The organism is Bacteroidales bacterium, from assembly GCA_014860585.1.
Taxonomy (GTDB): domain Bacteria; phylum Bacteroidota; class Bacteroidia; order Bacteroidales; family 4484-276; genus RZYY01.
Window position 1 is genome coordinate 1 of sequence record JACZJL010000068.1, and the last position, 23,817, is coordinate 23,817.

General features: G+C 43.4%; 10 protein-coding genes. 5 read left to right on the top strand and 5 right to left on the bottom strand.

Annotated elements, in window-relative coordinates:
- The 4 genes from IH598_07270 to IH598_07285 all read right to left on the bottom strand — a co-directional run.
- A partial coding sequence (locus IH598_07270; GenBank protein MBE0638302.1) for a choice-of-anchor D domain-containing protein occupies positions 1–10,679 on the bottom strand: 10,679 nt, incomplete at its 3' end.
- 84 nt (positions 10,680–10,763) lie between these two features.
- Positions 10,764–15,302, bottom strand: a complete 4,539-nt coding sequence (locus IH598_07275) for a right-handed parallel beta-helix repeat-containing protein (GenBank protein ID MBE0638303.1) — start codon at positions 15,300–15,302, stop codon at positions 10,764–10,766.
- 330 nt (positions 15,303–15,632) lie between these two features.
- Positions 15,633–15,962, bottom strand: coding sequence for a thioredoxin family protein (locus IH598_07280; protein ID MBE0638304.1), 330 nt, complete (start codon positions 15,960–15,962; stop codon positions 15,633–15,635).
- Positions 15,963–16,180: 218 nt separating this feature from the next.
- Positions 16,181–17,143 (bottom strand): NAD-dependent epimerase/dehydratase family protein, encoded by a 963-nt coding sequence (locus tag IH598_07285; GenBank protein ID MBE0638305.1) that lies wholly within the window; start codon positions 17,141–17,143, stop codon positions 16,181–16,183.
- Between the two features lie 192 nt (positions 17,144–17,335).
- Between IH598_07285 and kbl the strand changes: the two genes are divergently transcribed.
- On the top strand, positions 17,336–18,526 hold the full coding sequence (gene kbl / locus IH598_07290; protein ID MBE0638306.1) for a glycine C-acetyltransferase: 1,191 nt from the start codon (positions 17,336–17,338) through the stop codon (positions 18,524–18,526).
- Positions 18,527–18,709: 183 nt separating this feature from the next.
- On the opposite strand, the gene IH598_07295 is transcribed toward kbl, so the two are convergent.
- Positions 18,710–18,862, bottom strand: a complete 153-nt coding sequence (locus IH598_07295; protein MBE0638307.1) for a hypothetical protein — start codon at positions 18,860–18,862, stop codon at positions 18,710–18,712.
- Between the two features lie 499 nt (positions 18,863–19,361).
- Here IH598_07295 and IH598_07300 point away from each other — a divergent pair, with 499 nt between their 5' ends.
- The 4 genes from IH598_07300 to IH598_07315 all read left to right on the top strand — a co-directional run bounded on the left by IH598_07300 (position 19,362) and on the right by IH598_07315 (position 23,777).
- Positions 19,362–19,916: a sigma-70 family RNA polymerase sigma factor gene (locus IH598_07300; GenBank protein ID MBE0638308.1), complete on the top strand. Its 555-nt coding sequence runs from the start codon at positions 19,362–19,364 to the stop codon at positions 19,914–19,916.
- Positions 19,909–21,381 carry an outer membrane beta-barrel protein gene (locus tag IH598_07305; protein ID MBE0638309.1) on the top strand — a complete coding sequence of 491 codons (1,473 nt, stop codon included), beginning with the start codon at positions 19,909–19,911 and terminating at the stop codon, positions 21,379–21,381. Before IH598_07300 ends, IH598_07305 begins: the two co-directional genes overlap by 8 nt.
- Positions 21,382–21,459: 78 nt before the next feature.
- Positions 21,460–22,599 carry a glycosyltransferase gene (locus IH598_07310; protein ID MBE0638310.1) on the top strand — a complete coding sequence of 380 codons (1,140 nt, stop codon included), beginning with the start codon at positions 21,460–21,462 and terminating at the stop codon, positions 22,597–22,599.
- Between the two features lie 2 nt (positions 22,600–22,601).
- Positions 22,602–23,777 carry a putative C-S lyase gene (locus tag IH598_07315; protein MBE0638311.1) on the top strand — a complete coding sequence of 392 codons (1,176 nt, stop codon included), beginning with the start codon at positions 22,602–22,604 and terminating at the stop codon, positions 23,775–23,777.
- Positions 23,778–23,817: the final 40 nt, after the last annotated feature.

Consider the following 23,817-nt stretch of genomic DNA (forward strand, 5'->3'; position numbering starts at 1 on the left):
CCATTCACCACAACATACACATCCACAGCTTTGTCGGGCGCCGGACTTTTTGCCACCGTTTCAACAACCCCGTTAATGGTAATGGGTGTGGTACCGTTGAAAACATCGCCATCAACCGTAACAGTGGCGGTATAATCGGGAACAATCGAAAGTGGCACTGCCTGGGTTGTATTGTTGATCGCAACCAACTCGGCTTTAGCACCATTGGCGTTTACATTGGCGATAATGAAGAAATCACCCACCTTATCGTCGGGTGTGTAGGTGAAATTCATCTGCAATGATTCACCAATGTTTAGAACGGAACCTGTGTACTGAGTAGAGATGAGAAGGTCATCACCGCTAAGCGAATTGTTATCGGATCGGTAAAACTTCACCTCCGCTCCATCGCCGGCAAGGGCAAATCCTTCATTGGAAATGGTGAAACTCATCTGAACCGGATCATTGATGAGTATTTCGTTTTGGGATAATGTCATATTGCCGACTACGTAATCCGGAAGATTCCGGTCGCTTACGATAATCCAACAAGAGCCGGAACTGTATTCCTGTGAAGTGACAGTAATGGTCACAATCTGATCGCCATCTTCGATGCCATCGTCAATTGTATTAAACGGAACGTTAACCGAAGTAGCGCCTTCAGGAATAACGGCGGTTTCCTGTATATCAATCTCATCGGGACTGTTGTGTTGAAGGTTAACCGTTATGGCTTCGCCGCCCAGGGTGTTTCGCGTGATAGTCAATAAACCTGCATTGACAAGATTTTCAGGAACAACGAAAGGATTGGCGGATACTGAGAGCGAAGGTCCGTCATTATCAAGGATTGTTAAGGTTTTGGTATCAGCTCCGCCGGTTCCTGCAGGTGCTCCGCAACCACAGGATGCAATGTAAACAGCAGCAGAAATTTCAACCGTGCGATCGCCATCCAAAATTCCATTATCAACAGCACCCACATTGAACTGTTGCTGATACTGGCCATTCGGAATAGTTACCTGAGACGGGAAGAACAACTGTCCCGAGGGATCAGATGAAATAAGCACAACAATGTTTCCGTTTGCTGGCTGGTCAAGGCTCACCGTTCCCCACGAAGCATAAGGGCCGCCACCTTCAGAAACTGTTTCAGGATTCAGCGTCAGGGTGATTTGTGGCAGATCGTCATCCAGGATAGTGACGGTGGCTGACGAGGGTAAATAACCGGCAACTGTAGCATTGATTACTACATCTTCAGTAAGTTCAGGTGTGGCATTTTGCACCACCGGAATGTCAATTGTTGCCGAGGCCACATCAGCCGGAATAACAATGTTTGCCGGCAGCGTGATCTGATTAGGCCTGGTTGTAAAAAGTGTGACTGTCAAAGGGTTTGCAGTCACCAGATCGCGTGTAACGGTCAACTGGAAAATGTCACCTTCGTTTGCTTCGGTCATGCTCAGGCTTATTGCCAGCGAAGGTGTTTCATCATCAACAATCGTTAGGTTTGCAGCGCCTGTAGGATATCCGGGAGCATCTGCAAAAATCTGCAAGGCAATATTCCCCTCAATCACTGCATTGTTAATCGCTGTAATGCTAAATGGGGCCCCGGCCTGTCCAACAGGAATAATGAGTGTGGATGGGATGGTAACCCTGTTTTCCTCCGAGACGCTCATATTCAATGTCAACGATTGGCTCATATCACCACTCCGGTAAACCATGCAATTCAGCGGGAATGTTGAGTTTTCGTTCAGCGTTGGCTGAGGAATGGAAATGGTTAAGCGTTTTTCAAGTATTACTGTTTCATCCGAAAGCACAGTATTGTTCGCTGCGCCGTTTGGTTTTTCAACCAAAGCAGGATTGGGTGTCAGCCTGATCTGGATAAAGATATCTCCTTCCATGTTCAACTGGGTTGACACGTTGAAGTTTGTACTCATCCCAATGACACCTGCCGGATCAATCACTTCAGTATTCTGAATAAAACCAAGCACCTGGGTTTGCGACCCCGAAATCAGCGCCACACGCTGACTCCAGCCACCAACTCCCGGAGCATCACCTATATTCAGGACATTCCAGCCTATAGTGACGGGCTGACCCGGAATAATATTTCCGCTTAACGACTGAATATTGCTTACTGTCAGATCAGGATAAGGTGGTAAACTTACAACCAGAGGGCTTGCTGTTCCCAGCAGGTTATTGTTTTCATCCGTTTCCTGGATGATATTGTTGGCGTCGGTAACCACAAAAACATAGAAACTCCCTTCAAGATAATCAGCCAGCTTGATGTTCACTGTGTTGATGTAACTCTGTCCCTGGTTGAGGGCGTTTTTGTTGTTTACGGATGCCACTTTTACAGCAGTAACCGGATCGAAAGTTGAAGTCAGCGACAAATAAATGTCATCTTTCCACGGGATAATTCCCGTTCCACCTGTACCGGTATTGGCCACAGTAAATATTATGTCAATGTATTCGCCAGAGTTGGCTGTCTCGGGCGCCACAACACTGTTAACTGTTAAATCCGAAAACACGTTGAAAGAGAATACATGCACCGCACTTTCGCTCTGCGAGCATTGATTGCGTGCGGTAATCTGCCAGTTGTACAGGTAATTCTTGTTCAGGTATTCGGTATAAGTATGGCTTGTGCCTGTAATCCCTGCAACGGTCGGGGTTGCCGGCTTTTGCTGAGAAGTTCTCCAGATATAAAGATCATAGGCAGTTGCATTTGCAGTGGCAGCCCATGAAAAAGTAACCGGTTCAGTTACTCCGGAAGCGCCGTCAGCCGGCAATAATCCGGTAACTACTCCCACTGATGGAAAATTGGTAATTACCTGGTTCAGGGTGTCGTTGCCTGTATTCTGATCGTTACCAAGCAATGTGGACACTTCGAGAGTATAATTACCGATGGCAAAAAAGTTAAGCGTTTGGTTAAACGTGTAGTTTAATGATTGACCTGAAGCCAGCGTTCCGCTCACCATTTCAACGATCTGCGCTCCACCGTTCACCGTAAAACCAACATTAAAGTCAGATTGGGGCAACGTTCCAAAATTGTGCACGGTGACCGACAGCACCTCTTCCTCAGACAAACCACAGCCGTTTTGTGGCGACAGTAAAGCCGTGATGGCCAGGTCGTGTTCGGGAGGCATGCCGACTCCACTCAGAGGAATGATGATTTGACCGATATTGGTCGAAAGGATCATTTGTGCGGTTACAGGATCATAATTCACCGGTGTAAAAGTGACGTCAAATTGCGCCTGTTGACCGAAAGCAATCGTTTGCGGCGGCTGGAGTGTGGAGCTAAATAATGCAGCATTTGTCAGGCTGAATCCATAAACCTCCAAGGCCGAAGTCCCATTATTCCCCAATGAAAAACTGATGGATTCGGAATGATTGACAACCACAGACCCAAATTCGGCTAAAAGTGGATTTAAAACCGGTATTGGTGGGGTAACGCCAAGGCCGGATAACGGAACCTGAATATTTATTGATTTACCTCCTTCAACCGTGATGGTCAGCATCCCTTCAAACAATTGCACCATGTCAGGCTCGAAAACCACCAGCAGCGATTTTTGCGAAAATGGAAACACTTTGTTCACAGTATTCAGACTGTAAAACACAGGAGCGCTGAAGGAAATCCCTGAGATCAGACTGGCTGTGGCGCCGCTGTTGGCAATGACCAGCTCAAAAGTATCTTTCAGCCCGATAAACGTATTTTCAAACTGTATCTGGGTTGGATTCGTTTCAACATTTCCCTCCCCTTCAATGGCGAGGTCCAGCGAAACGGTCTGAACAGGATTATCGATGGCGTTGCTGTTGACCGTGATCTCACGCTGGTAATTTCCCGCAAAAAATCCGGCTGAGTTCAGTTCAAGGGTGACATCCTGCTGCTGACCGGCAGTAAGGTTTCCACTGCCATTGATCACGGATAGATAATCATCAAAAGGAACTGTGGAATTGAGCCGAACCGGGTCACCAAACATAATCCCATTATGGTTGTTGGATGAAGCGTCAGTCACAATATTCCCGGTAGGACTGATAAACGGGAAATATAGCAGCAATTCAGGCTCAGTCCCCAGAAGCGACTGCGACATCGCACTCTGTATTTCCGATTGGTTTCTGGCTATGTTCCAAACCCTTATTTCATCAACCAAGCCATTGAAATAACTGAATTGGTAAGACCGGCCAACCCTGAGATTATCTGTGTTTGTAAGGATAGTAAACGGAGCGAACGTTTGTTCTGCTTCGGGATTACCGTTCACGAAAATACGCATCGTACTTCCGTCAAACGTTGCAGCCACATGATACCATTGGTTTTTAGCAGCTACGAGGTTCGAAGTAACAACAAACTGGTTGTTGAGCTTGAACTCAAACCGGCTGCCGCTATTCACATAAAACCTGTATTTCCCTTCTGTTGAGTTTTCTTTACCAATGATAAATTCGTTGGTGTTGTCATACAAATAAACCCAAGCTTCGAGTGTCAGCGCATCGGAAGGATTGAGTAATTCGGAATGGTTTACGTTGATGTAATCCCCGCTTCCATCCAGATGGAGCATGTATGGGTTCACAGGATTAACTTCTGTATCAAATTCAAGGACAAGACCACCGGTATTCTGCACTGCAACCGATTCCTGCCCGCTATCACCCGACTGCAATGTTGAACTGACAGCCAATGGGAAAACCGACATCTTTGGCGGTTCAACCCCTGTCCCGGCCACAACGATAGGCAAAGCCGGATTCCCTGCATCATTGGAATTAATGGTCAGAATACCGGAATACTGCTGGGAAGCAAGCGGGGTAAAAGAAATATTTAACAAGGCTGCGTCTCCGGGAGGAACAATGAAACCGGAGTTATCAACTGAGAACACAGCAAACTGACTTTGAAGATTCACCGAATAGACTTCAAGATCATCGCAGCCACCATTGGCCACAGTAAGTTGTCCAACGTAGGTTTCTCCAACGTTTACTGTTCCAAGGTTGAGAAAATCATTGCAGACAATAACTGGTTCTCCGGTGATGGTCAGGGTGTAAATCACTTGTACCATCGGTTCGTCCGGGTCGTTTGACTGGATCGAAAGCATTGCTTCATGCACTCCGGCAAACAAATCGAAAGTAGAAATATTGACATTGATGGTTGTGCTTTCTCCACCCGGAACTGTCGCCTGCAAAGGATTGGCTACCAACCAGGTATTGTCTGACGTGATCGATACCGAAAGGATGTCCTCTCCCTGATTTTCAATAGTAAAGGAAGAATTCAGCTCATCATTACATGGATGGGTAAAACTGAACGAAGTTTCAGCAAGGAAGATGTCAGGAGGGGTAATTCCCAAACCTGATAAGGGCACTTCAAAACTGGCCGCATTTCCTGCATTCGACTCCACTAAAAGTGTGTCATTGGCCTGTCCGGGCAATAGCGGTGTAAATTCGACCACCACCGGCACGGATTGGCCGGGTGGAAGGGTTATCGGCAATGATTTGCTCCCGAGAGCATAGCTGAAACCATTGGCAATACCACCGGCTACACTGATGTCTGTAATGATCAGATCCTTCGTTCCGATATTTTTCAGGTTGAAAGTTTGCTCACCAGTTTCATTTACTACCACCTGGCCAAATTCAACTACAGGCACGGAGGAAGAGATCTGCGGATTGCCGGTTACGTTCATCGAAACGGGAACAGTAACAGGCGAGTTGCCGGGGGTATTGTTGTTTATGAGCAGGTCAAACCCGTAGAGGCCGTCGTTTAATCCTTCGGAATTAAAGGTTACAGTGATTTCAGCAAATTCACCCGGAGCAATCGTTCCTGAGGAGGGTGAAAGTGCGATCCATTGGATATCTGCGGCCGGAACAAGCGCTTCCGGTTGCCCTGGCGGTGTCCAGTAAAGATAAGCTTGAGCACCTCCGCCATTTTCATAAAATTGGAATTCCAATTCGTGCAACCCGGGAGTTAATACGATCGAACCACTATGACTTACTCCTCCCATATCATACCACTGGTCAATAATAAGCTGACCATCTATATAAAGTCTTTTACCATCATCTGTAACACTTCTGAACTGGTAAGTGCCGGCGGTTTCAGCTAAGATCAGCCCTGTCCAGATCACCTGGAAGTCATCACTGCCCACACCATTTCCAGGGCCGCCGCTACCCCAGTTGCTATCGATAAATTCGTCTTCCGTTTCAAAAATAAAAGGTCCTATGGGAGGAGAGGCGCCTGTTCCGGGGCTGTAATAATAGCTTGCCGTAAACATTCCGTTTGAATAAGTATCGGGAATGTTATACTGAAGCGCTTCAACCCCGTTGTTGGAAATTGTTAAGGTTACGTCCGTTGATTCAGGTTCTTCAACAGCAACAAAAATTTCCATCGGGTCAACCGAAATTTCCGGCAAACCAAACTCAAGGTTAACAACGGTAAATTGTCCGTAACCAAAATTTCCGTTGCCTACAACGTAAGTTGGGGTGGCGGAAAGTTCGGTTGGGAAGCCATTGATTTCTGTCCAAAGTTTGAACGACATCGGGTTTCCGGGGGTAAAGCCGGGAAGACCGTTTGGTAAATCCTGTTGCCAGGCAATAATGGTATGCTCATCGGTTACTCTCCAGTCTGGAACAATAGATGCATTACCAGTCAACGTTCCATGGTTTCCATTTATGGAAATATCGTTGGCCGTATTTGAATTAAAATTCCAATAACCGGCAAGCCCCGGTTCGCTGCCTGAAAGAGAGCTGTACATACCGGTCTGAATTTCTTCTTCTGTTCTGGCATAGTTCCATAAGCGAATTTCGTCCAGATTGCCATTAAAATAATTCGCATCGGCAGAATGCCAACTTCCAATTTTAACAGGTTGATTGTTTTGCCTTAAATTACCTGAAGCGGGCAGGTTAATCACTTCATCACCATTAATATAAAGTCTGATAAGACTGCCATCATACGTTGCCGCTACATGGTGCCAAACGTTATTCAAAATTGAGGTAGGACTGTTGACCGGGAAGCTGGTTCCGCTGGTGTTTACAAAATTGAAATGCAGCGTGCCATTATCTGCTATGTGAAAATTGTAACTCCAGTCACTTATATTTGTCCATCCAATTTTACCAATTATACACCTGTAATCACCTGCATACGAATTGGTTTTCACCCATGCTTCAATTGTCAGCTGGTTACCCGGCAAATCTAAACTACTGTGATCAGGTATTTCAACAAAATCACCATTACCATCAAGTCCCAGTACTTTTTCGGCAGATGAGAATGCATTCGATCCGACACTTTGCCCGTTATCCATTACCACCAGTTCATCCCCGGGTTTGATGGCGCCCGGAGCCAGGTTTGTACTTTGAACAATGATCGTGTAAGGTAATCCGGTTGGATCAACCGTATTGAAATGATCTTCGATTCCAATACCTATTAAACTTACCTGCTTTTGTGGGGCATTAGAATTAATGGTCATCATCGCATCAAACAGTCCTTTGCTGACTGGCAGAAAAGTGACCAATACTTCCATTTGGTCGTTGGTGTTTTGCAGTGAAAAGGATGTGGGAATTGCTGTAAATGCAGCATTGTTAAAGGTGATATTGCTTACCGTGAGCGCCGAGGTTCCGGTGTTAATAACAATGATGGAATGTGTTTCAGGCGAACCGATTTCTACACCTCCAAAATTCATCTGACTAACTGAAGTGGCAATATTTGAAGCGCCAGCCGGAAGGGCAAATCCTTCGAGGCTGATCGGTATCTCAGTTTCATCCGGATCGTTGCTTTGAATCAACAACACTGCTGAATAGCCCCCCGCAGTTGCCGGTGTGAATGTAACCTGAAACTCTGCCGACTCAGCCGGAGCTATTGTACCACCGCTGATATTCGTTGAAAAAGCTGCTGAATTATCACTTAGAGTAAAGTGAAGAGGTGCATTTCCCTGATTCGAAATCTCAACACTGTTCACCACACTTGACCCGACAGTTACCTGCCCGACATAAAGATTTTCGATGGGCACAACGATATCAGGTTCAAGACCTGAAGTTCCCTCAAGATTTACAACAGACATCTGCCCAAACCCAAAAGTACCATTTCCGATAAGGTATTCAGGTACGGCTTCCACTTCAACCCAATTATCGTAAATCTCAGTCCATACTTTGAAAGACATCGGATTTCCCGCTGTGAATCCCGGCAAGCCAAGTGCATCGTCTTTTTCCCAGGCCGTGATCAGCATGTTGTTGAAAATTTCTCCATTCTGTGGTCCCAGTAAACTGGCACTTCCAACGAGGTACGAAAGAGTGGATCCGGCCACAAGATTGTTAAAGTTCCCATCGTTGAAATTCCAGTAGCCCACCAGGTTTGGCTCATTGCCGTTCAATTGTCGATTCATATCCGACTGAATTTCAAATACTGACCTGGCTTTACTCCAAACCCTCACTTCGTCGATGTTTCCATTGAAAAAATAGGAATGTCCGCCGCTGCCGCCATATGCGCCAATGATCTGACCAACCTGACCTGTTCTGAGCGGTTGGCTGAAGGCTTTGGAGGCCTTCAACAGTCCATTGACATAAATCGCTTTTTGTACTCCATTGTAGGTGACTGTAATGTGATTCCATTTATTATTCTGAATGCCAATGGATGACCAATTTACATAGAAATCATCATATCCTCCTGATGTTGGATAGGTCCTGAAATTGATGTTGCCTCCTTCAAAAAATAATGAGTATTGGCTATTCACTGGCCCCTTTTCAAAAATAAATCCATTCTGGTTGAAATTAGAAGAAAACACCCAGGCTGAAATGGTCATCTGCTGCAGATCGAAAGCGGATGAATTATCGTTGATCACATAACCATTGGATCCGTTAAGCTGAAGGCTGTTTCCTCCGCCACCGGCAATCCCCAGCCCAACACAAAGTTCATCGTCAAACACAGCAATTTCATCCCCAACAATGGGACTAAATCCATCAATATCAATTTCCTGCGCTAAAATCATGTAAGGTTTGCCTGTTGGCGCAACACTGGTAAAATGCCCCTGTGAAGCGACACCATAAACAGGGATTACATAATTCTGTACATTGTTTTGAATAGTAAGTTGTCCATAATATCCTCCCGGTTGGGTGGGTGAAAAGAGTACGGTTACGTTAGTATTTTCACCCTGACCCAACGTAAATGAAGTGCTCCCCAAAATCGTAAAAACAGCATTTGAGGATACAATACCGGTGATGGACAAATTTCCGTTGCCGGGATTCAAAATATTGAAAATCATAGTCTTCGTTGTGTTCATGGCAATTCCTCCAAAGTTGAGGCTCGAAGGTGTTACCACGATCTGAGGAGTTGGCTGAGGAAGCCCTGTTCCATAAAGTGGGATTGAAACTGAAGGCATATCAGGAACGTCTGTGTTAAAAGTCAGCAAATCGCTGTATGAGGTTACAGCAGTCGGTGTAAAAGTAATCCAAAGTGTGTCCTTTTCCCCTGGAGCAATTAAGAGAGCATTGGTTGACCTGGTAAACTGCTGTTTTGAATTTTGAATTGAAGTAATGGACAAAATTGCTGTTCCGTTATTTTCGAAAGCGAGCGGCAGACTCAGGCTCTGGTTGACTACAACCGTATTGAAATTGATGATCTCTGCCGAAATCGTGATTTCCGGAACAAGATTCGTTGTCACAGAGAGATTAACCGCACTGAAGGGTACAAATCCAAAATTACCGTCACCCCTTACCATGGTTTTGGTAGCATCAAAGTTTCTGATCTCTGAATGCCAGGGCATATGGTATTTAAACGACATTGGATTTCCGGGTGTAAAACCAGCGAGATTTTGTCCCGGATCAGCCTGCCATGCAACGAGGTTCTGGCTTGGCGATCCATCATAAAATGCTGTGCCAACGCACAATTCACCGTCGAATACACCTATCTGTGCTCCGACAGGTATGTTTTCACCATTGATCTTTAGTTCAGCCAACACAATATTATAAGGTAACCCTGTTGGAGGAACCGGTTCAAAAGGCTCCCCTCCGGGAGTATATGGAAACACCGGTGCAGAAGAAACTATAAAGGCAGTATTACCATTCACAGTCCCATTGTGTACGTTGGGCGAGTTATCAACGATGGTAGCTCCCGAGCCTTCATCAAATGGCCAATAGCCTGCCAACCCGGTTTCTGCTCCTGTTAAACCAGCATTTTTGTAAGCAGCAATATCAGAGGCACTTCTGGCAATATTCCAAATTCTCACTTCATCGAGCATACCGTGAAAATCACTCACATAACCCCTCCCGATATAAAATGGAAGAGTTCCACTCTGTGCATTGGGATATTGAGCATCTGCTACTGCCACCTGCACGCCATTAAAATACCAATACAATTTCATTGCCGATAAATCTCTGACAAGTGCAATGTGGGTCCAATCGTTTACTGGGATTGGAGGCGAGGAAAAACCCTGGTAAGGGCTGTTGTTTCCGCCGCCTGTTCCATAAAAATAGCTGATGGTTCCATCGGTTTCCAGCGTCATTGTCCCCTCGCCGGCATAAGCCTTGGCAATAGGATTTCGACGGGCGTTCATGGAATAGGGATGAATCCACATCTCGATGGTTTGACTACCGGTAATTTGTAGCCCTGCCGGATTGCCAAAGTTCACAAAATCGCCGCTCCCGTCAAAGGTCAGGGCATAGTTTTGTGATTGTACGCTATAAAATGATCCTGCAAAAAGGATCATCAGCAAGACTGATCTGGCCAGTCCGTATTTTTTGTTAAATTGATTTGCTCCCATAATTCAAAGTTGTTTTGATGCTTAAAAAATTATCAAATAACGATCAAAAACCGGTGAAAAGCTGATTCATCAATAATCACCAGATTATTGCAGAATAATGACTTTTTCAGTAATCACCGAACCGGTTGTCTCTGCAATGATGAAGTAAACCCCCGGGTTTAACTTCTTACCATAATGGTCTGTGCCATTCCAGTTCAGGCGATAGGTGTCGGCAGGAAGTTGATCATTGGCAAGAGTTTTAACCAAACGACCTGTATTGTCATAAATATTAACCTTCACCAAATCCTCTTTGAAAAGCTCAAGAACAACAGCAGTTGCATCCTTAAATGGATTGGGGAGAACATCAAAGTTGAAGGGTTCTTCAACTGACGGGATCACCTCAAGCACAACTGTAGCATAGTTTCCTTCACCAAAATAGGGTTTTGCACCGGAAAACTTTTTCAGCACATGCTTCGTGGCCGCACCATTGCTTTGACGATAAACCTGGGCTGACATCAGATTACCGGCGGTAAATCCGGTCAGATTCTGGCCCTCATCTTTCTGCCAGGCAGTAATCATCAGGTGCTCGTTACCATCATAAATGGCCGAACCAACACACAGATTCCCATCAAACAACCCAATCTCGTCTCCCAATTCCAGGTTGTAGGGTGATTCCTGCAGCGATTTGAGCGTCACAACAACTGCGTAGGGTAAACCGGTTTCAATATAATTAAATACACCGGATTCTGTCAGAACGGGCAGTTTTCTTTTTCCCGATTCCTGAACAACGCCTGACTTGGAACCAGCTGGCGGATAATTAAAAGTCATCGGAGCAGCTCCTGACAGCGCAATTTTGTAACCCAGGCCAGGCTGCATGTTGCCAATGGTGTTGATGCTTTGTGAAGGAATCCATGAAGCACCTGAAGCGGCCTGAACGATGCTGATTTCATCCTCCAGTCCGGCAAAAACATCCGTTACTGCAACCGGAGTACGGCTTAACACTGAGATATAATTCCATTTATTGGGCTCAACGGTAATGTCCCAGTCTTCAATGCGGATATAGGTTCCTTCGTAGTCAATAGTTTCGTTTTGATCACTATATAGATAGAATCCATCAAGAAAATTGATGTCACCTATAGTATTGATGTTGTAACCGGGGATCACCACCTGACCCTCGTCATTGTAAACAATCTGCAATCCCTCCATCCCTCCGAATACCGTCCATGCATTGGCATATCTTGGGAACAGGTTGAACGAAACGAGGTTGAACTGACCACTTGTTACTGCAACACTCTGAATGTTGAACACCGATGCTTCAAGCGCAACCACAGAAAAAGCGCCATGGCCAAATGTATCATCTCCGATAAACCAGGTTTCTTCCGCTTCGTTGGTCTCAAGATCGGCTGAAGTATCGTACAATCTGAACGACATGGGATTTCCCGGAGTAAAACCCGGTAAACTCTGGCCGGCATCACTTTCCCATGCTGTGAAAGCAAAATTGAAAGTTCCGTTAAAAATACCCGCTCCAACGCAAAGTTCGCCATCAAAAACACCGATTTCATCGCCCACCTGGATCGTCACTCCATCAATCTTAGCATCTTTGATTACGATTGTATAAGGCTTGCCTGTTTCAGCTACCGGGGTAAAGTAAACAGGAGTTGCAGGAACGGTTTCGCCATATTGAACAAAAAATTCCAAATCCACCTCTTGCTTATCAAGATCATCTGAGAAAAGCTTTGAGGTAAAATATCTGGAAGTCATATCTGTCCGGTTGACGAAAGTTATTGGAATCACCTCCGTTTGCCCGGGGGCAATTTGATAGCTGGTCTGGGGTACAGTAAATAATGTAAAAGGAAGTGCACCTGATGATTGAAGGTTTACCTCACCAACGGGAGTCCCCGTTATGCCATACTGAGAATAATCGTTAAAATCATCTTGTAATGGCCAGTATCCGATTAGTCCGGATTCATTTCCAAGAAGAGAAGAATACATCGAATTTTTAATCTCATCCTGAGTACGTGCTACATTCCAAAGCCTGGCTTCTGCCAACCTGCCATTCATATAATAAACATTCTCTCCGGCTCTTCTGCCAAATTCAAAAGCGTAAAGATGAAAATCGGGTATCGGGCTGGAAACTGCATCTGTAGCCGACCAGACAAACTCACCATTAACATATAATTTCAGGGTGTTGCCTTCCCAGGTCAAAGCCACATGATACCATTGGTTGGCATTAATTGTCTGATTTGTTGACCAACCCTGGTAACTGCTACTACTAATTGTTCCATAACCTTTATAGAAATAAACACGTTGACTACCATCAATTACCAATTGATAGTTACGGTAATTTTTCCCAAAAAATTCAAAATGGCCACTGCCCTGGCGATAAATCCAACACTCCATTGTCAATGCACTCATCCCGTGTAAATGATTCTGATGACCATAGCTGATAAAATCGCCACTGCCATCAAAATAGGCAAATGCCGGACTTGGATTCCCTTCGGCAAACTGCATATTAAGGTCTCTTGAACCACTGTTAGTGATTTCGAAATTCTCATTCTTACTTGGTTGTCCTGCCGGGATCAAAACACTAAATGAGCCCGGATCATAATCAAAGGTTGCCACGCCCGGCTTCTCGCTTACTTTAGGTGCGTATTGGGATTCATAACTGGGATAATTTCCTGTAACGGTAAAATCATACAAGGTGTTATTTGTCAAACCGGTAACATCGATCGATGTATTGGCTGTACTACCAAAAAGTGTGTAACCATTTTCTGCTTCAGCTTCTTTATAATACACTTTATAGCTGACAAGTGAATCATTGGCAACCGGCTCCCATTCGAGAGAAACCTGCTGATTATCATACCCTGTAGTAAAAACCATGTGTGGATTGCCCAATTCGAAAGGGAATGCACCAATATCCGAAACCGAGCCATCAGGATCAGTTGCCCCTTCTGCACCTCCGTTAATACATTTTGACCCGTTCTGCAGGCCAAAACTTTGAGGCTCAATTCCCACAAACAATGGATCCTCGTTTATGTTACGGTAGATGTCGCAGGTGGCGTTGTTATTCGGATTAAGGGAAAGGAAATTCCAGGTGGCAGCAGGAAAGTGTGCCAGGTTATTAATAGCACCTGAAGTATTACCATAAACATTGTTGTTTTCAAACGTCTCAACTGCTATATTGGTAAAAATTCCCCATTGACCATTATTGGAAATGATATTGTTAGTTATGATCTCAGTTCCTGGCATGTCATTATAAATTCCATGCCGTCCATTGTTTGAAACGGTATTGTAAGTGATGGTTGGGTTTGTCTCGGCGGGGCCCCAGTTGTAACTGTTTTTGTGTATTCCGTCAACTGTGTTGTTAACGATCAGGTTTTTGGTGATTGTGGTCTGGCAATAGTGACTTGACGTATTAAAAACAATGCCATACTGGTTGTTGTTGAATTCATTCCCTTCAACTAGAGCATCGCAGTCATAGTAATACTCAATTCCAGTACTATTCTGAGTGAACAGGTTATTAATGATCTGTGGATGTGTTTGATGATACAAATAAACACCCCTGGTATTGGAAATGAAAGAGCTGTTAGCAATATATCCTCTTCCCCAGTTTGTGTTAAAAAATACACCCTGAGATGAATTGTTAGAAAAAGTACATCCATCCGCAATAATATCTGAATTATTTTCGAGGTAAACTCCAGACTGCCCATAAGAAACTGTTGAGGATGATATCGTCAGTTTAGAGTAATTATTCATGTAAACACCTTCGTTGGCAAAATTGGAGATAGTGCAATTCTCAGCCGTTACATAGGAAGCCTGCATGTGAATCCCATCATCGCTGCAGTTTCTGATTTCCGAGTCTTTGATGGTTGAACTATAAGAGTTGGCAAAATAAAATCCGTAACGCCCGTGCCTGCGAATCAGGCTGTTTTCAACCTGCGGCCCGGCCCATTCACAAAAGATTCCGTCGTTGGCATATTCAACTTTTGTGTACTTTAAAAAGGAGTTGTCATTGGCAGCATCATAAAAACGGATGCGCTGCCATTGATTTACACCCTGAGCCTGATTTGCCGGACCCGAAGTGAACACAATCGTATCGCCTTCAGCTCCATTTGCTGCGAGATAACCATACACAAATAAATTATAATTGCCTAAAAAGCGGATGACTGTTCCCGGATCAATAATGAGCGAGTCACCGTTGGGAACGGTAATATCACCCGAAACACTCATGAACCCGCTCCAGTTCCCCGACACATTACCCGAAACCGTGGTTCCAAGATCATACAGCGTTGTCTCACCCAGGTCTGTATTTTCGATCAGGGTAAGGTTTTCATGGATCAACGGGGTTTGAAATCCCGGGCGGCTCATCCTCACCGAGTAAACGCCAGGGATCAGGTCGTTGATCTCGAAATAACCCAATGCATTGGTTAAAACACTGTCAGCGACAGCGCTTGGCGAAACAGGAACAAAATTGATCTTAATGTTCGCATGGTTGAAACGAGCTTCAAGATAAGCATAACCCGTGATGGTTAACTCACCTTCTCTATTTTGAGGAGGTAATCCCTCATTGGCAAACAGGTTATCATTTACTGTGGCTGCAAGCATGAATAAAGCCAGCATCGAAAGCGTAAAGAACTTTTTCATTGTAATGGATTTTTAAGATTAATATTGATTTAAATTTTAATTCATCAAATAAGTAAATGGAAGTTCATCAGATTAAATCCCTAAAATTCAATGTCGGGGATTTAATGGACAGGAACTTTTAAACCGATGCAAATTTACACTCTTAAGATTACGGAAGGCAAGTATTAATTATTAAAGTATCTAAATTATTGTTAATGTTTTGTTAAAAAAGCGATTCATGATCTTTTCTCAACTTGGCTTTTCATTTATTGGAAATTACTTTTACCGGATTAAACAAAAAAAGTCCCGTTAGTTAACAGGACTTTATAGAGAAAAATTCATTTCAGGTCTTTAAAAAACAATCTCATAAATCCTGCTGATGTCACCACCTAACTGGTTGATTGAAATGTACTTGCTGTAACGGTTGAATTCTTTGCCCTCAAAGAAAATCAGGATACAGGGGTTGGCAAACACGCCAAAATGGGCTGGAAAAGCAGGATTGGTTTCGGAATTGACAAAAACCAGCTTCATTTCAGGAAAATCCTCATCAATCAACTGCTGAACCTTTGGTCGGAGACTTACACAAGGAGCACAACGATCATTGTAAAAGTAAACCGCAACTCCCTTTTCGTTTCTGATCATTTCCTGGATTGCTTCAAGAGATGTGATTTCGTTTGTCATTTCAATTCAAATTTTGAATAAAACCATCAAAAGGCCACTTTTATTTTCATGCCTGAGTTTTGAAGAGAAAATCTGTAGCTCAATTTACCTTTGTCAGGCTAATAGACCGGCTTGTCATTAAAAATTAACCAATACTCCATCACTCCATTTTCTTATTGAAGAAAAAAACCGGAAATCATTTTTTTGACCTCCGGTTTTTCATTAAATATTATGTTGTTCTAAATCAGCCCTTTTGCATGTTTTTCTTTAATCACCTTGAGCATATCCTGGGTCATGTTGTCAAGTTCCCATTTTGGGTTCCAGCCCCATTCTTCGCGGGCTGCTGTGTCGTCCATCTTATTTGGCCATGAATCGGCAATCCCTTTTTTAACTGGGTCAACATCATAATCCATTTTGAAATCAGGCATGTATTTTTTTATGGCATGGAAAAGAATTTCCGGGTCAAAACTCATGGCTGTGATATTGAAACAGTTTCTGTGTTTAAGTTTCGAAGCATCGGCTTCCATCAGGTCGATGGCAGCATCCAGTGCATCGGGCATGTACATCATATCAAGGAATGTCCCTTTTGGTAACGGGCAGGTGAAATGACCTTCTTTAACCGCTGCGTAATAAATTTCTACAGCGTAATCTGTAGTACCTCCCCCCGGAAGAGTGAGGTTGGAAATAATTCCCGGATAGCGAACTCCTCTTGTGTCAACGCCAAAGCGTTTAAAGTAATAATCACTCAGTAGTTCGGCAGCTACTTTTGTTACGCCATACATTGTACTGGGTCGTTGTATGGTATCCTGTGGTGTATTGTCGAGTGGAGTACTCGAACCAAAGGCGCCGATTGAACTGGGGAAAAATACGGCGCAATTGTGTTCACGGGCCACTTCCAAAACATTGTAAGCGCCGTTAACACCTACGTTCCATGCGGCCTGTGGATTTCTCTCAGCAACCGCAGAGAGTAATGCTGCAAGGTTATAGATCGTATCAATTTTGTATTTTTTTACTACTTCCACAATACGGTCAACATCAGTTGCATCCACAATTTCCAATGGGCCACTTTCGGCAAGTTCCGGCGAAGGGGCTGTTTTGCGATACCCGGCCACAACGTGATCGTTACCATACCTTTTGCGAAGCTCCATGGTCAATTCCGAACCTATCTGTCCTACTGATCCGATAACAAGAATATTTTTCATAAAGATTAAAAAATTAGTTTTGTGTTAATTAAATAACAAGTTAGGCGGCAAAAGTATAATTTTTTCTTTTAGAGTGGGTTAAAACCAAAAAAATCGTGAGGCGATCGCATCCCAAAATAAAAGAAAGCACTACATTTGTCGCCTGTTAAAAAAAGAACAAATTGTTTTTAAACACTCTAAAACACAGTAAAAATGTACGGGAAAATTAAAGATCATCTGCAAAAAGAGCTCACCGATATTCGGGAAGCCGGCCTTTTCAAAAAAGAACGGATTATTGTATCACCGCAGCAAGCCGAAATCAGGCTTGACACAGGTCAGGAAGTTTTAAATTTCTGCGCCAACAATTACCTGGGATTATCCAACCATCCTGCCTTGGTAGCAGCCGGTAAAGAAGCACTCGACACCCACGGCTACGGAATGTCGTCAGTTCGCTTTATCTGTGGTACAACCGATCTTCACAAAACCCTTGAAGCAAAAATTGCCGAGTTTTTCGGCACCGAAGATACTATCCTATATGCTGCATGTTTTGATGCAAACGGAGGTGTGTTTGAACCACTGCTTGGCGAACAGGATGCCATCATTTCCGATTCGCTCAATCATGCATCAATCATTGATGGCGTCAGACTTTGCAAAGCTCAGCGTTTCCGTTATCAAAATGCCGATATGGCCGATCTCGAAGCTCAACTGATTGCTGCAAAAGATTGCCGCTTTAAAATAGTTGTAACCGATGGGGTCTTTTCGATGGACGGCAATGTTGCTCCTATGGATAAAATAGTTGCATTATGCAAAAAATATGATGCCATGGTGATGGTTGACGAGTGCCACTCAGCTGGTGTTGTAGGCGAAACCGGCCGTGGGGTAACTGAATTGTTTAATGTTCGCGGAGAAGTGGACATTATAACCGGAACATTGGGAAAAGCCTTCGGCGGCGCTATTGGAGGTTTCACAACCGGGAGAAAAGAAATCATTGAGTTACTGCGCCAGCGCTCGCGTCCTTACCTGTTCTCCAACTCCATTCCTCCTTCTGTAGTAAGTGCCGGAATCAAGATGTTCGATATGATGGCCGAAACACACGAACTACAGGATAAACTGCACGCCAACACCGACTATTTCATGACAAAAATGAAAGCCGCCGGTTTTGATATTAAACCCACTAAATCAGCCATTTGCGCTGTAATGCTTTACGATGCCAAACTTTCACAGGTAATGGCATCCAAACTGCTTGAAGAAGGAATTTATGTGATCGGGTTCTACTACCCGGTTGTTCCAAAAGACCAGGCTCGCATCAGGGTTCAACTTTCAGCAGGTCATGACAGGAAACACCTCGACACAGCAATCAACGCTTTTATAAAAGTTGGTAAAGAATTGGGAGTTATTAAATAACCCCGACAGATTTATCATTAAAAAAGGCAGCCTGAAGTGGTTGCCTTTTTTTGTCTATCGAAAAAATATTCCGCGTCATTAAAAAAATTAAGCCGCAGATTTTTAAGTCTGCGGCTCGTCTTTTCAAAATCAAACCAATCCATTAACTCAAAGTTAATACCATGAAAAAAACTACTCCTAATATTATAACGGAACGAATGTTTGCTTGATGATACTCTCGGTCGCAATCAGCAGGATGATGAAGGCAGCCAGCAAAACGTAAAAGGATGCTTTTGAGTTTACATTCACCTTCTCACTATTACTGATAACCAAAAGCAGATTTCTGATACTTTCCATTGAGATTTAAATTTTGTTTGATAATAAGATGAAGCAACCGGAAAATTGGTTGCGTTTACTCCAATCTTTTTTAAATCGTCTCCGCCTGAAAACTCCCGAAAATAGATTTTCATTGATTTTTTTACCCCCAGGCTGTCTCATAAGTCTTTCACTTTGATTTTCAACGTTTTTAAACCCTTGATCCCTTCCCAAAGGTCCGAAGGATTCTCCAAAGGAGTTCTTTGAACCTTTGGAGGATGCCTTTGGTAAAAGGGAAAACGTTGAAAATCAGGCTCCAGGAATTTATCCCGAGACTTTGGGAGGGTTGGGGTCAGCAATGATTTTCTACATGAGTAGTTTTGTGGCGGAGACTAAGTCGATGGGAAAAACCAACTCTTCTTTCTATCAAATTAAGTATCAACGCAACCATATTTTTTAAATAGACGTCTAATATTAAACTTTTACGAGCGTTCTTTGAATGTTTTGACTTAAATTTGGAAATCAGAAATTCCATTGCGTTTTGGATCAGCAAAAAATCATCGAAGAATGCATCAAAGGCAAGAGTAAGGCACAGCAGGAATTGTTCAACCATTTTGCTGATGAAATGTTTGGCGTTTGTCTCTATTATTCGCCAAATCGCTCCGATGCCGAGGATACATTGCACGAAGGTTTTCTTAAAGTTTTTCAAAATATTAAAAGCTTTAAGGGAGAAGGTTCATTTAAAGGCTGGATCAGAAGGATTCTGGTGAATACAGCATTGGAAAAATACCGGAAGAAAAACCCGTTGTACCTCCTTGATGATCAGCATCTCGAAATTGCTGACAACATTGACCGCGAAGACATCATCAGCAACATTACAGCCGACGACCTGATCAGCCTGATCCAGGAGCTTACACCCCAATACCGCATGGTGTTCAACTTGTATGCTCTCGAAGGATTATCGCACAAGGAGATTTCCGAAAAGCTAAATATTTCCGAAGGAACTTCCAAATCCAACCTTGCACGTGCCAGGGGGATTTTGCAGCAAAAAGTCAAAGCTTATTTTTATGTTTCATCCAAACAAATGAATGTCTGACAAGAATTATAATATTGACAAGCTATTTAAGGACTACCTTTTAGGCCACAAGGCTAAAGCCCCTGCCGATGCATGGGAACGGCTTCATGGTGAGCTGCACAAAAGTGGCCAAACCCGACCTGTATGGATCTGGCGTTCGGTGGCTGCCGTTCTGCTGCTGCTGATCACTTTTTCAGCTGGGTATTTTTTGTCAGATTATCAAAAATCCGGAATCCGGCAATTTACCTCATCTACACCGGCTAAACAAAATAAACCCGATGCTACAGCCACGGATGTTGACAGGGAAATCATTTCCACTGATGAACATGATGAAATTTCTGAAAATTTGGTCACAACCAATGAAATTAACCAATCCGCTCCTGAAAATGTAAGGCAAACGAAACCTGAAAATAAATCCATTCACCCTGAAAAAGTCCCATCCAATCAACAGTTGACTTTAAATAATGAGCCCGTTCAAACTGATTTAGAATTAGAAGAAGTTTCCACGCCTGTTGAAGAAGAAATGGCAGTAGTTACATCTAAAGAACAAAATGGTAATCATGATGAAACTTTTAACGCTGAAATTTCTCCTATTGACCCCAAACAGATAGAAGTGCAGGCTAATGATGTTTCGTTTCCGGTAAATAAATTATTTGAAGATCCTGCTTTTCTGCAGCAACTCCTGGTAGCTGAAGACCTGTATAGATTTGAACCGGATAATGCTAAAAGTAAAAATTCATCCTCCAATTGGAGTATTGGTGGCAGAATTTCACCCCTTTATTCATACCGTGCGCTGAGTGGGAGCGGTTACGAAACAACCGGTGATCCAGTGGCTCAGGAGTATTTTGATGACGTTGAAAATGGCATTCTTACAGTGGCTGCCGGGATTAGTCTCGATTATAAATTCAGTAACCGGTGGAGCCTTGGATCCGGCATGTATGTTTCGAGAACCGGGCAGGAAAACAACGAGGTGCTCGCCATTGCTGTTCCCGGCTCCAGCGGGATGTACAAGCTGGCTACATCCGCAGGTACAGTGACGATTAATCCAAAGAAATTCGAATCGGTAATGGTTGAACAGCAGGCATCTATTAAAGACACCATACCTGGTGGATATACAGTTTCGGGTACATTTGTCCAGAATCTTGACTATTTTGAAGTGCCTTTCATCATGCAGTATAAGTTGACAGATCAGAGGTTTTCAATTCATCTGAAAGGAGGATTAAGTCCTGGTATTCTTATTAACAATCGTTCCTATTTTGAAGATGATGGAGTTAAGCTGCAAACCGGAGTTGTGGAAAATATTAATCCAATGATCCTCAACAGTTTAGTTGGTTTTGGCTTTGAATATTCTATCTCTGAAAAAGTTTCCGTTAATCTTGATCCTGCCTTCAAGTACTCATTGAGTCCTGTCAATCAGGACAGTAAACTGAGTGCACATCCGTATTCCTTTTCCTGGTTTACGGGTATCAGCTATAAGTTTTACTAACGGTTTTCAGAATTTATTAACCAACACTGAATGGTTGAGCGGGGAATGCTAATTTTGCCGCTTTATCAAATCATAGGTATGATTGAAGCACTCTATCAAAGCATTCTTCAAAACATTTCGTTTGCTGCTCTCTTTTTTACATTCCTTTTTGTGCTGATTATTCAGTTGTTTTATTTCTGGATTTTTTTTAGCAGACTGGCCTTTGCTAAACAAACATTAAAAAGGGAAGACAAGCCTCCAGTTTCGGTAATCATCGTAGCTAACAATCAATACGAAGACTTGCGCAAGAACCTGCCCGAGATATTAAACCAGGACTATCCAAATTATGAAGTTGTAGTAGTGAATGAAAATTCGGAAGACGGGAGCGACGAGCTTTTAGATAGATTTTCAGAACAATATTCCCATTTGAGAATTGTGGAGATGAAGCAAAGTCTCAATTGGTTCAAAGGACGGAAGTTTCCACTTTCGATTGGCATAAAGTCGGGGAAACACGACATCCTTTTATTGACTGATATCCGTTGCCGGCCGATAAGCAGCCGTTGGATCAGCGAAATAGTTGCAGTATATGGCGATCACACCGAAATTGTAGTGGGTTATTCCACCTTCCATACCCTTTCAAAAATTAACCTCTGGTTCCGCTTTGCAGCATTCTACGACGGCCTGCTCTATCTTTCGATGGCATTGGCACGGAGCACTTTCAAAGGCATCGGAAGAAACCTTTCATACAGGAAAACCCTGTTCTACAATCAAAATGGATTCAGTTCTCATTATACAATCAATGCAGGCGATGACGAGCTTTTTATAAACAAAGCAGCCACAAGTACAAATGTACAGGTTCAGACAAGCCTGGCCAGTATGGTGGAATACACCAAACCGATGTCTTTTTCCCAGTGGTTGAGCAACGAAAAGACCCGACTTTCTACCCGTAGTCATTTCAAATTCTGGCACCGGATTGTCATCTCACTGTTTTCAACTTCAACATTTCTTTTTTATCTGCTCTTTGTGTTATTGCTCATCTTGAATCTTCATTGGCCATTTGTAGTTGGACTATTTCTGCTCCGGCTGGTCAGTCAACTCATTATTTTCGGAAATGCTCAAAAGAAACTTTTTGAAAAGAAATTGTTGATGTTATCACCCTTTCTTGAGATTCTTCTCATGTTTATTGATTTATTTATCTGGTTCAGAATGATGTTTGTGAGACAAAAAAAATGGAATTAGGAATGAAGCAATACAACTTTGATGAAATCATTCCCCGGGCAAATACTGATTGCGTGAAATATGATTTACGCAGGCTCTATTTCGGGACCGAAGATGTGATCCCGATGTGGGTGGCCGATATGGATTTCCGAACGCCTGATTTCATCATCGAAGCACTGAAAAGGAGGCTGGATCATGAAATCCTTGGATATTCCATTCGCTCAAAAAGTTTCACCGGGGCAATAGCCAATTGGATGAAAACAAGGCACAACTGGAAGATCAATCCCAACTGGATCAGTTTCAGCCCGGGTGTGGTACCGGCTATCAACATGCTGGTATTGGCTTTTACACAGCCCGGGGATAGGATCATTGTGCAACCACCGGTGTATTTCCCGTTTTTTTCGGCAGTGGACAACAATGGACGAATAAGGGTTGATAATCCTCTGAAATTGAACAATGGCAGACTTTACATGGATTTTGAGGACTTAAGAAAGAAGGCTAAAGGTGCTAAAATGATGATCATCAGCCATCCCCACAACCCGGGAGGTAGTGTCTGGACAAAGCACGAACTTATGGAATTGGGTGAAATTTGTCTTGAGCACAACATCCTGATAATTTCTGACGAAATCCATTCTGATCTGATTTTTCCACCGCACAAGCATATTCCATTGGCTTTGATATCCGAAGCCATTGCTCAGCAAACCATCACCTGCAATGCACCTTCAAAAACATTCAACCTTGCCGGGCTATCTACTTCTTACCTTATCATTCCAAACAAAACGCTTCTGGAACGATACAACCGCACGGTCAACGACGAATTACACCTTGGTATGGGCAACCTAATGGGCACTATTGCTCTCGAATCTGCGTACAATTGGGGTAATGAGTGGCTCGGACAATTAATTGATTATATTCAGGAAAATATAAAGCTGGTAGTGGATTTTTGTAAAACGAACCTGCCTGAGATTTCACCTGTTATGCCAGAATCCACTTATATGATCTGGCTCGATTGCCGCAAAATGATGTTTGAAGGTGACGCCCTAAAAGAATTTTTTGTCCAGAAAGCAAAAGTCGGTCTCAATGATGGTCGGGTATTTGGCCAGGGTGGTGAAGGTTTTATGAGAATGAATGTAGCCTGCCCCAGATCGTTAGTTTTGGAAGCTTTGGAAAGAATAAAACAAGCTAAATCAGCCTTATAAAAAATCGCATTCAATCGTTTTCTTTTCCATAATTGTTGGT

What these genes read in the sequence shown, in the direction of transcription:
- IH598_07275 (MBE0638303.1), bottom strand. Translation starts at nt 15,302, where the DNA reads ATGAAAAAGTTCTTTACGCTTTCGATGCTGGCTTTATTCATGCTTGCA.
- IH598_07280 (MBE0638304.1), bottom strand. Translation starts at nt 15,962, where the DNA reads ATGACAAACGAAATCACATCTCTTGAAGCAATCCAGGAAATGATCAGA.
- IH598_07285 (MBE0638305.1), bottom strand. Translation starts at nt 17,143, where the DNA reads ATGAAAAATATTCTTGTTATCGGATCAGTAGGACAGATAGGTTCGGAA.
- kbl (MBE0638306.1), top strand. Translation starts at nt 17,336, where the DNA reads ATGTACGGGAAAATTAAAGATCATCTGCAAAAAGAGCTCACCGATATT.
- IH598_07295 (MBE0638307.1), bottom strand. Translation starts at nt 18,862, where the DNA reads ATGGAAAGTATCAGAAATCTGCTTTTGGTTATCAGTAATAGTGAGAAG.
- IH598_07305 (MBE0638309.1), top strand. Translation starts at nt 19,909, where the DNA reads ATGTCTGACAAGAATTATAATATTGACAAGCTATTTAAGGACTACCTT.
- IH598_07310 (MBE0638310.1), top strand. Translation starts at nt 21,460, where the DNA reads ATGATTGAAGCACTCTATCAAAGCATTCTTCAAAACATTTCGTTTGCT.
- IH598_07315 (MBE0638311.1), top strand. Translation starts at nt 22,602, where the DNA reads ATGAAGCAATACAACTTTGATGAAATCATTCCCCGGGCAAATACTGAT.